Source organism: Flavobacterium calami, assembly GCF_038290035.1.
In the GTDB taxonomy this organism is placed as follows: domain Bacteria; phylum Bacteroidota; class Bacteroidia; order Flavobacteriales; family Flavobacteriaceae; genus Flavobacterium; species Flavobacterium calami.
The window spans coordinates 61,097-77,382 of record NZ_JBBYHS010000002.1; the positions used below are offsets into that span (position 1 = coordinate 61,097).

Sequence of the window (16,286 nt, forward strand, 5' to 3'; positions counted from 1 at the left end):
TCAAGCAGATAAAAAGTTGAAAATAATGATTGCATTTCAAAACATAAAAACCAATATCGTATCAGCAACAGCCATTTTGTTAAGCTGTGTCGCAGTCAATTCGGCGCAGGCACAACAAGACACAATACGATATACAGGCAAAACACTTTCTAATATCGATTACCATCACGGGCAATTGAGTCCAGCGGTTGGTGTCCACGCAACGCAGATTATGCGTGCCAGCCGTGAACATCCGGAAAAAGCAGACGGATTTGGCTGGACGTACAACCACCAGTCGATGATGGCGTATTGGAACAATACATTTTACCTACATTATTTAAGCGACCCATCCGGAGAACACATTCCGCCGAGCCAGACTTTTATGATGACCTCAAAAGACGGTGTAAACTGGACAAAGCCAGCCGTGCTTTTTCCTATTTATCACGTTCCCGACGGCTTCAAAAAAGAAGGAGTTGAAGGCTTTGCCAAAAACATCGATGCCATTATGCACCAGCGAATGGGATTCTATGTTTCCTCCGACAACAGATTACTGGCAACCGGTTATTACGGAGTTGCCTTGGACAAAAAAGATGACCCGAATGACGGAAAAGGAATTGGTCGTGTAATTAGAGAAATTTATAAAGACGGAACGTATGGTCCAATTTATTTTATCCGATACAATAAAACCGGAAACCCGTTGCCAACCACATTTCCATTTTATACCAAAAGCAAAGACAAAAAATTCATCAAAGCCTGTGATGAGTTAATGTCAAAACCTTTACTGATGCAACAATGGGTCGAAGAAGCCGACAGAGATGACGCTTTGATTCCATTAAAAAAACAATATAAAGCCTTCAATTATTACCATTTGCCAAACGGAAACGTAGTCGGTTTATGGAAATTTGCTTTGACATCTCTAAGTAAAGACGAAGGCAAAACTTGGGAATACACGCCGTTAAGAGCACCGGGATTTGTAAACAGCAATGCGAAAATCTGGGGACAAAAAACCTCCGATAATCGTTATGCAACCGTTTACAATCCATCAGAATACCGTTGGCCATTGGCAATATCCACCAGCGATGACGGACTGAATTACAAGGATTTATTATTGGTGCATGGCGAGGTAAGTCCGATGCGATACGGCGGAAACTACAAATCGGCCGGACCGCAATACGTTCGCGGAATTCTCGAAGGCAACGGAACTCCACCTGACGGAAAACTTTGGGTAAGTTACAGCGTCAACAAAGAAGATATTTGGGTGGCTTCTGTTCCGGTTCCCGTGACTAGCGAAGTGAAAGAAAACGCCAATGATGTTTTCAATGATATGCCAAACGGAGAAGAATTAAAATTATGGAACACCTACGATTTATCCTGGGCATCCACAAAAATCGAAAAGAAAACAGACGGTAAAAAATGGCTAGCTTTAAGAGATCAGGATTATTTTGACTACTCCCGTGCCGAACGTGTGATTCCGTTTGCACAAAAAATGGAAGCCACTTTCACCGTAAAACCGGAACAAAATAATCACGGATTATTGCAAGTTGAATTCCAAAACAAACAAGGACTTCCTGCAATCCGTATCGTTTTCGATTCGGATGGGGAAATAAAAGTGAAGCATGGCGCCCGTCACGGTGGAATTGGCAAATATGAGGCCGGAAAAGAATATACTGTTGCCGTAAAACTGGATGTCACTTCCCGTTCTTATACTATAAAAGTGAATGACAGTAAGGAAACTTTCAAGATATTTTATGCTCCAGTTGATGGTATTTCAAGAATAATGTTTCGCACAGGCGATCAGCGTTACACACCAAATGCCGACACAGAACCAGACACACCGGATTTTGTTGATTTACCGGATACAGGAAAATTGATCCCGGAGGCGGTTTTTAATATAAAATCATTGGTTACGACGAAATTGTAGAAAAAATATCGCCACGAATTCACGAATATAAAAAAGAATAATTTGTGAATTCGTGGCTAAAAAAAATATATAACGTGAAGCTTTGTAAAAATATATTATTCTCGATTTGTCTTTTAGTAACTTTCATTTCCAACGGACAAATTTCTGCCGAGCAATTAAAGTGCGAAATGGGTATAAATCCATTGGCGGTAAACACCAATCAACCAAGATTGAGCTGGCAATTGGTTTCAAAAGAATCAAATGTATCCCAATCTGCTTATCAGATTTTAGTAGCTTCTTCCGAAGAGAAACTAAAAAAAGACCAAGGCAATATTTGGAACAGCGGAAAAGTAGTTTCCAATAAAAATCTTCAAATTACCTACAGCGGAACTCCATTAAAAAACGAAACCAAATATTTCTGGAAAGTAAAAGTTTGGAATCAAAAAGACAAAGCTTCTGCTTGGAGTAAAACAGCTTCTTTCCGAATCGCACCTTCCACATCAGCATTAAATCCTATTTGGATTGGAGCGATTACCAAAGCTGACAGTCATTTGCCGGAAGGCCGAAATTACCACACCGCCACTTTTAACAGAGAAAAAAAGAATGCTTTAATCAATGCTTCGGATTCGTTGTCCCGCAGAAGCATTATGCTTCGCAAACCGTTTTCGGTAACTAAAGAAATCAAAGAAGCCATAGTTTATATTTCCGGTTTGGGACATTATGAATTAACCATCAACGGAAAGAAAATTGGCATCAGCGAGTTTGCGCCTTTGTGGACGGACTACGACAAAACCGTCAATTACAACACCTATGAATTATCGGCGAATCAATTGCAGAAAGGCGAAAATGTAATTGGTGTTTTGTTAGGAAACGGAATGTACAATACACTTTCCGAGCGCTATTCTAAATTCTATGTGAGTTTTGGGCCACCGACTTTATTTTTCAAAATGAAAGTGATTTATAAAGACGGCTCGGAGTCAATCATAAAATCGGATGAAAGTTGGAAATACACCAAAAGTCCGATTACTTATAACAGTATTTTCGGGGGCGAGGATTACAATGCCAATTTGGAACAAAAAGGTTGGAACGCAAAAGGATTTAATGATTCGACCTGGAAAAAAGTAGTTGTTCAGGAAGCGCCGAAAGGAACTTTGAGGCCACAGACCACAACACCAATTACAATCCAAAAACAATACGAGGTTAAGGAAGCAAAAGAGCTGAAACCTAATTTCTACGTTTTCAATATGGGGCAGAATCTTTCGGGATTCACGACCATAAAAGTCAAAGGAAAAAAAGGACAAACCGTTCGTGTTTGGGTAGGCGAAAGTTTAAATGAAGACGGAACGGTTGGACAGGGAAAAACAGGAAAACCGTATTATTATGACTATACGTTGAAAGGAGAAGGCGTTGAAGAATGGACGCCAAAATTCAGTTATTATGGTTTTCAATATGTACAGATTGAGAACATCAATTATAAAGAAGATAAGAACAAAAATCTGCCGACATTGGTGGATTTAAAATCGAATTTCATTTATAATTCGGCTGGCGAAGCGGGAACTTTTGAATGTTCCAATGATATTTTCAATAAAGCCCATGTACTGATTAATAATGCTATAAAAAGTAATTTCCAAAGCGTTTTCACCGATTGTCCGCAACGTGAAAAATTGGGCTGGATTGAGGAAATTCATTTGAATGGGCCGGGATTAATGTTCAATTACAATCTGGAAAGTTTTATTCCGGCGACGATGCAAAACATTTCGGATTCACAACGTGACAGTGGATTAATTCCGACCATCGTTCCCGAATATGTGGTTTTCGGTGGTGATTTTACCGATTCACCGGAATGGGGTGTGACTGGCGTGATTCTGCCTTGGATGTATTACGAATATTACGGCGATGCTTCGTTAATCGAAAAATATTATCCCGTAATGAAAAAATATGTGGATTATTTAGGAACCAAAGCCACTGATCATATCGTTTCTCACGGATTGGGTGATTGGTACGATTATGGAACGCATCCGGCAGGTTATTCCAAGAACAGTCCGATTGCACTTTCGGCCACTTCGCATTATTTTTATGGAGCGAGTTTATTGGCAAAAGCCTCCAAATTATTAAACAAAACGGATGATATTGCTAAATACGAAACTTTGGCTTCGGACATTAAAAAGGCTTTTAATGACAAATTTTTTAATGCAGAAACCAAACAATACGGAACCAACAGCCAGTTCAGCAATGCGGTTCCCGTTTTTATGGATATCGTAGAACCGCAATACAAACAGGCGGTGATGCAAAATTTATTGGCTGACATCAAAGCCAAAGGCGACCGATTGACAACGGGCGATGTTGGAAACCGTTATTTGTTCCAAGCTTTGGCTCAAAACGGCGAAAATGAAACGATGTACAAAATGAACAATCATTACGATGCGCCGGGTTATGGTTTTCAGATAAAATTTGGTTTGACGACTTTGACCGAGCAATGGGATCCGCGCAAAGGAAATTCGTGGAATCACTTTATGATGGGACAAATTGAGGAATGGTTTTACCAAAGTTTAGCCGGAATTCGTCCTGACGAAAATAATCCGGGTTTCAAACATTTCTTTATCCAACCCGAAATTGTGGGCGATATGACTTTTGCGAAAGCGACATACCAATCGATTTACGGAAAAATAGCTTCGGCTTGGGAGAAAAAAGAGGGGAAATTAATTCTGAAAGTGGAGATTCCTGCCAATACATCGGCGACCATAAAATTTCCTGTTTCAAAAGATACAGCGATTACGGTAAACGCGAAATCGGCAGAGAAATCCAATCTGGGTTTTGATGAAAATCAAAAGAAATCCACTTTGAAATTGGGTTCAGGAATTTATACAATAGAATGTAAATTATAAAAAAGTATTAAGTTTTAAGAATTAAGTATTAAGCTGATTTTGATTATTTTTTTAGTCAGTTTGTCATTACGTAGGAATCTCAGCAACGTGAACAACTAACGTGAGATACCTCTGGAATGACAAGACAGACTAAGCAAGGCAAAATACTTGTCGAACTCTTCCGAACACTTATGTTTTTAAAAATATTAGGTCAGAAAAGAAATTACAATAATTAACAAATGAAAAATTTAAAAAACCTACCACTTACTTTACTAGTCACAATCTTTAGTTTGGCGTTTTCGAACGCGCAAAGCACATCGGATACTAATTTTAGAAAACCGGTGACCGAAACTATGAAAAAAATTGAAACCATTTTTCATATAACCGTTATCGATGACAGAGGTTTGTTGAAAGGAAAAGAATTGGACTATGCCGATTGGCGAATTGAGCAAGGCAATCTGGAAGTTTCTTTGGCCAATATTTTAGTGCCATTTGAGCTGACTTATTTCAAACAGCCGGATGGAAAATACCAAATCCGAAAATATGAAAACCACAAAGTTTCAGTCGATAAAGGCAAAGAGCGTTTGGATTATTTGACCACTTTATATTCGAATGTTTCCGATTGGGAAGCCCGAAAAAAAGAAATCAAAGCCTGTATGATTGCGTCTTTTGGTTTGGACAAAGCACCTGCGATGCCAAAGTCAAAACCTATTTTGAACCCTAAAAGAATTTACAAAGATTATAGCGTGGAGAATATCGCGTTGGAAATTCTTCCGGGCGTTTATACAACAGGGTCTATCTACAAACCGTATCCTTTAAACAAAAAATCAGCGGTTATCTTAACTCCCGACGGGCATTTTGGTGATGGTAGATACCGAAAAGACGAACAATACCGTTGTGCGATAATGGCCAAAATGGGCGCCATCGTGGTGAGTTACGATTTGTTCGCTTGGGGCGAATCCTTATTGCAATTTCCAACCGAAACACATCGAAACAGCATTGCCTCGACCGTTCAGGTGTTGAGCGGAATGCGATTGTTGGACTATTTAGCGACCCAAAAAAATGTTGATATGTCACGTGTTGGCGTTACAGGCGGTTCGGGCGGAGGTTCGCATACGATGTTTTTGGGCGCTTTAGACGACAGGATTACGGTTACGGCTCCGGTGGTAATGGTTTCCTGCCATTTTTCCGGTGGTTGTCCGTGCGAGAGCGGTCGTGGACTTCACCTCTGCGGAAACGGAACTAATAATGCGGAGATTTCGGCCATGATGGCACCAAAACGACAATTGATTGTTTCTGACGGAAAAGATTGGACATTGGCCGTTCCTGAATTGGAATTCCCTTTTATCCAAAGAACTTACGGATTGTACGGAAAAAAAGAGTTGGTGGAGAATGTTCATCTAGCCAGCGAAGGACATGATTTCGGAGTTTCAAAACGTATGGCTTTGTATCCGTTCATGGCTAAGTATTTAGGTTTGGATTTGAATAAAGTGAAAAATGCCAAAGGCGAAATCGACGAGTCAACTTGTGTGATTGAACCTTATGAAAAGTTATATGTTTTTGGCAACAAAGCCGAAAATTTGCCTAAAAATGCATTGAAAGACATCAACAAATTATATGAAATGTTCGGAGAAAAAAATCTGAAGGTTTATGAGGTTAAGAAGTAAAAAAGAATAGCCAGGAATTCACGAATTGATTTTTTACACAATCTTGTCATTCCGGAGGAATCTCAGCAAGGTGAGTAACTAACGTGAGATTCCTACGGAATGACAAACAGAGCGATAGAAATTTGAACGGATTAGGAACAGGTCGCTCCTACGGAGCTAATTTTTCGAATCTATTGTTGCTACAGTCCCGGAGGGACGCACTGTTTGTAGAAAAAAAGTAAATACATACAAAAGTTCCGTAGGAACGACCTAAATAATTTGAAAAAACATGAAGTTAAAAAGTAAAATTACAGCAATCTGTTTCGGTCTTGTTTCTTTTGCCGTAACGGCGCAAAACAACAGCGAACTAAAACTTAGGTATAACAAACCCGCTGCCATTTGGAACGAAGCTTTGCCTTTGGGTAATGGCCGATTGGGGGCAATGGTTTTTGGTGATCCGTCAATCGAGCGTTTACAATTGAACGAAGAAACCATTTGGGCAGGTTCGCCAAACAGCAACGCCCACACCAAATCAATTGAGGCTTTGCCAAAAGTAAGACAACTTGTTTTTGAAGGGAAATTCAAAGAAGCACAGGATTTGGCAACCCGTGATATCATGTCGCAAACCAATGACGGAATGCCGTATCAGACGTTTGGAAGCGTGTACATTTCGTTCAACGGACACAACGATTATAAAAATTATTACCGTGACTTGGATATTGCCAATGCTACGGCTTCGGTGCAATATGAAGTGGATGGCGTAATCTATAAAAGAGAAGTTTTGACTGCCTTTTCCGATCAGGTTATTGCTGTGAAATTATCGGCCAGCAAGGCCGGAAAAATCACTTGTAATGTGATGATGAACAGTCCGATTGATAAAACAACTTCTTTTTCGGAAAACAGCGAAATTGTAATGACCGGAACCGGAACCAATTTTGAAGGGGTTAAGGGGAAAGTGAAATTTGAAGGCCGTTTAGCCGTTCAAACCCAAGGCGGGAAAGTCACTTCCAAAAATGGTGTTTTGAGCATCAATGGCGCCGATGAAGCGACTTTATACATTTCGATTGCGACCAATTTTGTGGATTATAAAACTTTGGACGAAAACCAAACGCCAAAATGCAAATCGTATTTGGAGAAAGCTTTGCCAAAATCCTTCGAAACGATAAAAAAGGATCATGTTGCTTTTTACCAAAAATATTTTAACCGTGTAAGTTTGGATTTAGGGTCAAATGATAATATCAAAAAACCAACAGACGAGCGTATTCGTGATTTCAAAAAAGAATTCGACCCACAATTGGCAGCGATGTATTTTCAGTTTGGACGTTATTTGTTGATTTCAAGTTCACAACCGGGAGGTCAGCCAGCCAATTTGCAAGGAATTTGGAACGATATGGTTTCGCCTCCTTGGGACAGTAAATACACGACCAACATCAATGCCGAGATGAATTATTGGCCAGCTGAGGTAACCAATTTATCCGAAATGCACGAGCCTTTTATTCAGATGGCAAAAGAGTTGAGTGTTACCGGTGCTGAAACTGCGAAGATGATGTACAATGCCAGCGGTTGGGTGTTGCACCACAACACTGATATTTGGCGCGTGACTGCTCCGGTTGATTCGGCTGCTTCGGGAATGTGGCCTACGGGTGGCGCCTGGGTTTGTCAGGATTTGTGGGAGCGTTATTTGTATTCTGGCGATAAAAAATATTTGACAGAAATTTATCCGATAATGAAAGGAGCAGCCGACTTCTTCCTAGATTTTATGATTATGGATCCGAATACGGGTTATTTGGTGGTGGTTCCATCGAGTTCGCCTGAAAATACTCATGCAGGAGAAGATGGAAAATCGACTATTGCTTCTGGAACCACGATGGACAATCAGTTGGTTTTTGATTTGTTTTCGAATGTGATTAAAGCATCAAAACTGGTTGCTCCGGATGAAAATTACACTAAAAAATTAAGTGAAGCATTGGCCAAAATGCCTCCGATGAAAGTGGGTAAACACAGTCAGTTGCAGGAATGGCAGGACGATTGGGACAACCCGAAAGACAATCACCGTCATGTTTCGCATTTGTACGGATTGTTTCCAAGCAACCAGATTTCGCCCATCAAAACACCTGAATTATTCGAGGCGGCCAAACAATCTCTGATTTACAGAACCGACGAATCTACGGGCTGGTCAATGGGCTGGAAAGTAAATTTATGGGCACGATTATTGGATGGAAATCACGCCTACAAATTGATTCAGGATCAATTGCATTTGGTAACTGCTGACCAAAGAAAAGGCGGAGGGACTTACCCAAATATGCTCGATGCACACCAGCCGTTTCAGATTGACGGAAACTTTGGCTGTACCGCCGGAATCGCCGAAATGCTGATGCAGAGTCAGGAAGATGCCATTCATTTATTGCCGGCTTTGCCAACGGTTTGGAAAGACGGAAGCATCAAAGGTTTGGTAACCCGAGGTGGTTTTGTGATCAATATGATTTGGAAAAACAATAAAGTTTATATGGTGCAAATCCATTCAAAAATAGGAGGGAATTGTAGATTGCGTTTAGAAAACACACTTACTACCGAACATTTTACATATGTTTCAAATGATGGAAGGCAGGCTTCAAGTCCTCAATTGTTGGGAGTACTACCTTATCATGTATATAAGTCTAGACCTGAAAAAGGTATAAATATTAAAAAAGCAAAAGGGAAAAACCCGAATCCGTTGTTTTATGATGTGAAAGTGAAAAAGCCAATTGTCTCTAAAGAAGCAAAATTGCCTAAAGTACAATTGCCGAAGTACAATGAATATGATGTGGAGATGAAAGCCGGGGAGACTTTTACTTTTTATGGGAATTAGAATTTAGATCTTAAAAACGAATATTGTGTCCGCGTGAGTGATGGCAGTGGAGCTCTCCCGATTTTTCATCGGGAAGCGGGAACGTACAGCACGACCCGTAGTTTTTCACGAAGGGTCACGCCCAAAAAATTAAAATAATTTGAATATGAATTTTAAATACAAAATAATAGCTTTTATAATCCTGATTTCAGCTTTGAACAGCAGTTGTAAATCAGGAGCGGGGCATTCGCAAAAAAGCAAAGCAGTCGTTTTAAAAGCGGATAATTTTAAGCATTATGTGGAGTATTTCAACACGATGGAAGATGAGAATTTGAAATTTGCGATTCCCAATGACAGTGCGTGGACTTGGATGGAAAAGAACATTCCGTTGTTTGAATGTCCACAGCAGAATTTTGAGGAGATTTATTATTATCGTTGGTGGACGGCTCGAAAACACATCAAAAAAACACCACTTGGTTTCGGAATTACCGAGTTTTTGGTGGATCGTTCCTATGCCGATAAATACAATTTGATTGCCTGTGCCGTGGGACATCACATCAACGAATTCCGTTGGGTGCACGATCCGCAGTACATTGAGCAGGATGTGAAAATTTGGTACCGTGGCAATGAGGGAAAACCGATGAACAAGTTGTATAAATTCAGCAGTTGGACTGCTGATGCCTTGTACAATCGTTATTTGGTGAATAAGGATGAAAAATTCTTGTTGGATATGTACCCGGATATGGTTACGGATTATGCGGTTTGGGAAAAAGACCGTCAGCGCAAAGATGGTTTGTTTTGGCAACATGACGTGAAAGACGGAATGGAAGAATCATTGAGTGGCGGGCGTAAAGTTCAAAATGCAAGACCAACGATCAATAGTTATATGTACGGAAATGCCATGGCTATTTCGAAAATGGCATCGATGAAAGCCGACAAAGAAGCGGAGGCTAAATTTAAAGCCAAAGCCGATGTATTGCAACAATTAGTAGAAACCAAATTATGGAATCCGAAAAGTGAATTCTTTGAAACCTTTACGGAGAAAGATACTTTGGCTCAGGTGAGAGAGGCAATCGGATTTATTCCGTGGTATTTTAATTTGCCGGAAAAAGGCAAAGGTTTTGAAAAAGCCTGGGAGCAGATTAAGGATGAAAAAGGGTTTTCGGCGCCTTTTGGTTTGACAACGGCGGAGAGAAGAAGTCCGCGTTTTAGAACCCACGGAACCGGAACTTGTGAGTGGGACGGAGCGATTTGGCCTTTTGCGACAGCGCAAACCTTAACCGCTTTGGCAAATGTTCTGAACAATTACGACCAGAATTTTGTTGCGAAACCGGATTATTTCAAGCAAATGAATTTGTATGTCGAATCACAATACTATCGTGGCAGACCTTATATTGGAGAATATCTGGATGAAAAGACAGGTTATTGGCTGATGGGCGACAGAGAGCGAAGCCGTTATTACAACCATTCGACTTTTAACGATTTAATGATTACGGGATTGGTTGGTTTACGCCCAAGAGCAGATGAAAAAATTGAGGTAAATCCGTTGATTCCACAGGAAAAATGGGATTGGTTTTGTTTGGATAATGTGTTGTATCACGGGAATATTATTACGATTCTTTGGGATAAAACTGGTGAGAAATATGGTAAAGGAAAAGGGTTTAGGATTTATAAAAAAGGGAAGGAAATTGCGGTTTCGGAAAAATTGGAGAAATTAGTATCGGAATAGAATATTTAGAGTTTACATCTAGTTGTCATTCCGAGGAACGAGGAATCTCCATTAGTGGCTCTACAAAGATTGGCGATTTTGATTGTGGAGTTTCTTGCGAAGATTCTTCCTTCGTCAGAATGACAAAAATGAGAAAAAATATCTGCTCGATCTGCAACCCGAGCGATAGCGAACAGGCGAAGCAAATCTGCGAGAGCAAAAAAATAAAAATAAAATGAAAAAGTTTTTTTTACATCTTACATTCATCATTATAACCTTGATTTCACTTTCGGCGAAAGCCCAAACAAAAATCAACGTAACTAACCTGCAATGCGAAATGCTGAACAATCCGGAAGGAATTGATGTCGTTCAGCCCCGTTTGAGCTGGCAAATAAAAGCAGATGTAAACGATGTAAAACAAACGGCGTATCAAATATTGGTTGCTTCAACTTTGGAAAATTTGAATGCGAACAAAGCCGATTTATGGGATAGCGGAAAAGTAACAAGTAACGAATCTGTCAATATTACCTACAACGGAAAAAAGCTGGGAGACCGACAAAATGCGTTTTGGAAAGTAACTGTTTTTACCAATAAAGGAGAAATTAAATCTAATGAAAATGCTCATTTTAGTATTGGGATTTTAACTTATGCCGACTGGAAATCGACACGTTGGATTGGGTATGAAAAATTATCAAAAGACGATAGTGTTTCGCAGTATTCGAGATTATCTGCGCGTTATTTGCGAAAAGAAATTGATCTGAAAAAGCAAGTCAAAAGTGCTAAGGTTTATATCATGGGAATGGGCTTGTATGAGCTATACATTAACGGAAATAAAATTGGCGATCAGGTTTTGGCACCCGTTCCGACGGATTATACCAAAAACGTCAAATACAATGTTTTTGATGTGACTTCTCAATTGAAAGAAGGCAAAAATATGCTGGGAACGATTTTAGGAAACGGACGTTTTTTTGCGATGCGCCAGGATTATAAACCTTATAAAATCAAATCTTTTGGTTTGCCAAAAATGGCTTTACAGTTGTTTGTCGAATATACCGATGGAACCAAAGACATCATCCGAACCGACGACACCTGGAAATTAACCACCGACGGGCCGATTTTGTCGAACAACGAATACGACGGTGAAGAATACGACGCCCGCAAGGAAATGAAAGGCTGGAATACGACCAATTTTGATGATACAACCTGGGTAAATGCCAGATACGTTCAGGAACCGGGCGGTTTTTATGAAGCGCAGATGATGCCGAATATGAAAGTAATGAGCGAGGTAAAACCAATTTCGATCAAAGCGACTGCGAAAGGAACATATATTTTGGATATGGGGCAGAATATGGTGGGCTGGTTACAACTGAAAGTAAAAGGGAAAAGCGGTGACAAGATCACGATGAAATTTGCCGAGTCTTTACAGGCTGATGGTTCATTGTACATTGCCAATTTGCGTGATGCCAAAACAACCGATGTTTATACTTTAAAAGGCGAAGGCGAAGAAATTTGGGAACCACGATTCATTTTTCACGGTTTTAGATTTGTAGAAATTTCAGGTTTTCCGACTAAACCAACTTTGGATAGTTTCGTTGGAAAAGTGGTTTACGATGATATGAAAACAACAGGAACGTTTGAATCTTCGAATGCCACGATGAACCAGATTTTCAAAAATGCCTGGTGGGGAATCAGCGGGAATTACAAAGGAATGCCAATCGACTGTCCGCAACGCAACGAGCGTCAGCCGTGGTTAGGAGATAGAACGACGGGTGCTTATGGAGAAAGTTTTTTATTCGACAACCATACTTTGTATGCCAAATGGCTGGATGATATTAAATATTCTCAAACCCAAGATGGTGGATTGCCAGATGTAGCACCAGCGTTTTGGCGTTATTATGGCGATAACGTAACCTGGCCGGGGACGTATATCACGGTAGGTGATATGCTGTATCAACAATTTGGTGATACCGAAGTGATTAAAAAACAGTATCCGTCTATGAAAAAATGGATGGTGTATATGGAAGAAAATTATCTGAAAGATGATTTAATGGACAAGGACAAATACGGTGATTGGTGCGTTCCGCCGGAATCATTAGAGTTGATTCGTTCCAAAGATCCTGCACGATTAACCGATGGACAATTGTTATCGAGTGCGTTTTATTATCAGCTTCTGGGCATTATGAAAAAGTTTGCCAAAATCGCAAATGCCGATGCCGATATTGCTCATTATGATGATTTGACAACAAGAATCAAAAAAGCATTCAACGCCAAATTTTTAAATACGGATAAAAACTACTACGCGAATAATACGGTAACGGCAAACGTATTGCCTTTGGCTTTCGGGATGGTTCCTGAAAATTTAATCGACAAAGTTTTTCAAAATATGGTGCATGAAGTTGAGGTCACCAAAAACGGTCATATCAGCACGGGCGTAATCGGGACACAATTTTTGATGCGAACGCTGACGAATTTTGGAAGAGGTGATTTGGCTTTCAAATTAGCTTCTAACAAAACCTATCCAAGCTGGGGTTTTATGGTTGAAAACGGTGCCACGACCATTTGGGAATTATGGAACGGAAACACCGCAGACCCGTCAATGAATTCGCAAAATCACGTAATGCTTTTGGGCGATTTATTGATTTGGTATTACGAAAATATGGCGGGAATCAAAAGTAATCCTGAAACTCCGGGCTTCAAACAAATCATTATGAAACCGGATTTCAATGCCGGACTGACTTTTGTAAAGGCTTCTTACGAATCCATTTACGGGTTAATCAAAAGTGAGTGGAAGAAAAACAAAAACACTGTGGAATGGAAAATTACCATTCCGGCCAATTCGTCGGCGATAGTCTATCTTCCAGCAAAAGATGCCACTTCGGTAAGAGTTAACAATCAGAAGCTGGATAAATCATCTTCTTATAAAACAGAAAATAACAACATTGTCCTGACTTTAGAATCGGGTTCGTATGTTTTGAATGTGAAGTAAAATGCCCATTAAAACAGGACGGTACAGGTTACTTGGATATTTTTTTAGTGTTATTTTTACACTTAATAAGTTTTTGCATTCGGATATTTGTATAATGCATTGAAAATAAACGACATAATATTTTAAAATATAAATAATGAAATTGAAACATATAACAATTGCTTTTTTTGGACTGCTGCTTTTAGGAAGCTGTAAATCTGCTTTGGAAAAAAAGACATGGAAAGAAGGAATTTTGGTAGATGAATTCATCTACGACAAAGCACCATATCCTTCCTGCCACGCCGTCACTATTGTGGAAGCAACCAACGGAGATTTAGTGTCATCCTGGTTTGGAGGATCACACGAAAGGCACCCTGATGTTTGTATTTATGTAGCGATCAAACCAAAAGGAAGCGATAAATGGGGCGAACCAACTAAGGTAGCAGATGGTGTGATGAAAGATGGAACAAGATTTCCAACGTGGAATCCTGTTTTGTACCAAATTCCGGGAGGCAATTTAATGCTATTTTATAAAATCGGACCAAAGCCTTCAGAATGGTGGGGCGTTTACAGAACGTCTTCTGACGGAGGAAAAACCTGGTCTGATAAAATGGATATGCCGAGTAAAGATTTTCTGGGACCAATCAAAAACAAGCCGGTTTTATTGAGCAATGGAACCTTATTGCTTCCTTCAAGTACCGAAGGAAATGGCTGGCATTTGCGTATGGAATCCACTCCTGACTTTGGAAAAACATGGGTTTTGGGCGATACCATTTCAAGAGGAAAACAAAAAATAAATGCCATTCAGCCGAGTATTTTGTTCCATAAAGACGGACGCATTCAGGCAATCGGGAGAACCAAAAACAGAGCTATTTTTAGTACTTTTTCTAAAGACAATGGAAAAACCTGGTCAGATTTAGAATTAATCGGGTTACCAAATAACAACTCAGGAACTGATGCCGTAACATTGAAAAACGGAAAACATTTATTGGTTTACAATCACGTTCTGCCTCCCGGAAAAGAAGCCAAAGGGCCAAGAACGCCTTTGAATCTTTCTATTTCTGATGACGGAATCAATTGGAAAGCAACATTAGTTTTGGAAGATTCAAAAATCAGTCAATATTCTTATCCGTCAATCATTCAGAGTTCAGATGGAATGGTACATATCGTGTACACCTGGAGAAGAGAAAAACTGAAATATGTAAAAATTGATCCTAAAAAACTGGTAGCACTTCCAATCAAAAACGGAATATGGCCGGGACAAGAAGGAGTTGAAGTGAAAGCAGTAAAAGCGGAAGAAGAATAAAAATTTACAACAGATTAGTGATAAGAAATTTTTAATCTTTAAAATCTGCCAAATCTGCGAGAGTAAATTTTTTCACGCAGATTTAGCAGATCTGGCAGATTTTTTTACTCTATTGAAATCCTTTAATCTTTCAAAAAAACTCAATAAAATGAAATTTAATAATAGAAAAAACTTAATTATTGTAATTCTCCTTGTTTTGGCAGTAACATTCAACAGTGAAGTTTCAGCTCAATCATCCAAAAAGCAAAAATACAAAGTAGCCGTTTGCGACTGGATGATTTTAAAAAGACAAAAACTCGGTGCCTTCGGTCTGGCAAGCGACATAAAAGCAGATGGAATCGAGCTGGATATGGGTGGTTTGGGCAAAAGACCCACTTTCGACAGTAAACTGGGCGACCCGATTGAAAGACAAAAGTTTCTGGATAAGTCTAAAGAAACGGGTGTTGGAATTAGTTCTATTGCGATGTCCGGATTTTACGCACAGTCATTTGCCAAAAGAGATTCAATTAATCTGATGATCAACGATTGTGTGGCAACCATGAAAAATATGAAAGTGAAAGTTGCTTATCTGCCTTTGGGTACAGAAAGCGATTTGACAAAAAATCCGGAATTACGCCCGATAATTATCGAAAGATTAAAATGGGCAGGAAAGCAAGTCGGTAAAATTGGTGGAGTAATCGCAATCGAAACTTCACTAAACGCTACTGATGAAAAAAGACTATTGGAAGAAATTGGCTGTAAACACATCAAAAGCTCTTTCAATTTTGCGAATGCCGTAGATAACGGAAGAGACATCGCAACCGAATTAAAGATTCTAGGTAAAAAATACCTAGCGCAGATTCACGCTTCGACAACCGATACTGTCTGGTTGGAAAATGACAAAAATGTTGATATGCCAAAAATCAAAAAAACGCTGGACGAAATGAAATGGAGTGGCTGGTTAATCGTAGAACGTTCCCGCGATGTAACGCAGGTGCATAATGTAAAAGCCAATTATGGTGCAAACGTAGCCTATTTGAAGAAAATTTTTCAAGAACAATAAATTATCTGCAATGAGCTATCGGCTATGAACTTTGAGCAAAACTTAAATA

General features: G+C 39.6%; 8 protein-coding genes. All 8 read left to right on the forward strand.

The features are described 5' to 3' along the window. Window positions 1-25: 25 nt before the first annotated feature. The 8 genes from AAEO57_RS01745 to AAEO57_RS01780 all read left to right on the forward strand — a co-directional run bounded on the left by AAEO57_RS01745 (window position 26) and on the right by AAEO57_RS01780 (window position 16,237). Window positions 26-1,900, forward strand: a complete 1,875-nt coding sequence (locus AAEO57_RS01745; RefSeq protein WP_341688913.1) for a six-hairpin glycosidase — start codon at window positions 26-28, stop codon at window positions 1,898-1,900. 74 nt (window positions 1,901-1,974) lie between these two features. Then, window positions 1,975-4,764 (forward strand): glycoside hydrolase family 78 protein, encoded by a 2,790-nt coding sequence (locus AAEO57_RS01750; protein ID WP_481129028.1) that lies wholly within the window; start codon window positions 1,975-1,977, stop codon window positions 4,762-4,764. A gap of 332 nt (window positions 4,765-5,096) precedes the next feature. Continuing rightward, window positions 5,097-6,410, forward strand: coding sequence for a glucuronyl esterase domain-containing protein (locus tag AAEO57_RS01755; protein ID WP_341688917.1), 1,314 nt, complete (start codon window positions 5,097-5,099; stop codon window positions 6,408-6,410). Between the two features lie 268 nt (window positions 6,411-6,678). Further along, window positions 6,679-9,237 carry a glycoside hydrolase family 95 protein gene (locus AAEO57_RS01760; RefSeq protein WP_341688919.1) on the forward strand — a complete coding sequence of 853 codons (2,559 nt, stop codon included), beginning with the start codon at window positions 6,679-6,681 and terminating at the stop codon, window positions 9,235-9,237. 145 nt (window positions 9,238-9,382) lie between these two features. Then, complete coding sequence (locus tag AAEO57_RS01765; protein ID WP_341688922.1) at window positions 9,383-10,945, forward strand: MGH1-like glycoside hydrolase domain-containing protein; 1,563 nt, start codon at window positions 9,383-9,385, stop codon at window positions 10,943-10,945. 214 nt (window positions 10,946-11,159) lie between these two features. Then, entirely contained in the window at window positions 11,160-13,910 is a 2,751-nt protein-coding gene (locus AAEO57_RS01770) for a glycoside hydrolase family 78 protein (protein ID WP_341688924.1), read from the forward strand. Between the two features lie 136 nt (window positions 13,911-14,046). Further along, on the forward strand, window positions 14,047-15,195 hold the full coding sequence (locus AAEO57_RS01775) for a sialidase family protein (RefSeq protein ID WP_341688926.1): 1,149 nt from the start codon (window positions 14,047-14,049) through the stop codon (window positions 15,193-15,195). 148 nt (window positions 15,196-15,343) lie between these two features. Continuing rightward, a complete protein-coding gene (locus AAEO57_RS01780; RefSeq protein WP_341688928.1) occupies window positions 15,344-16,237 on the forward strand; it encodes a sugar phosphate isomerase/epimerase family protein in 894 nt (297 codons plus the stop codon). Window positions 16,238-16,286 lie beyond the last annotated feature (49 nt).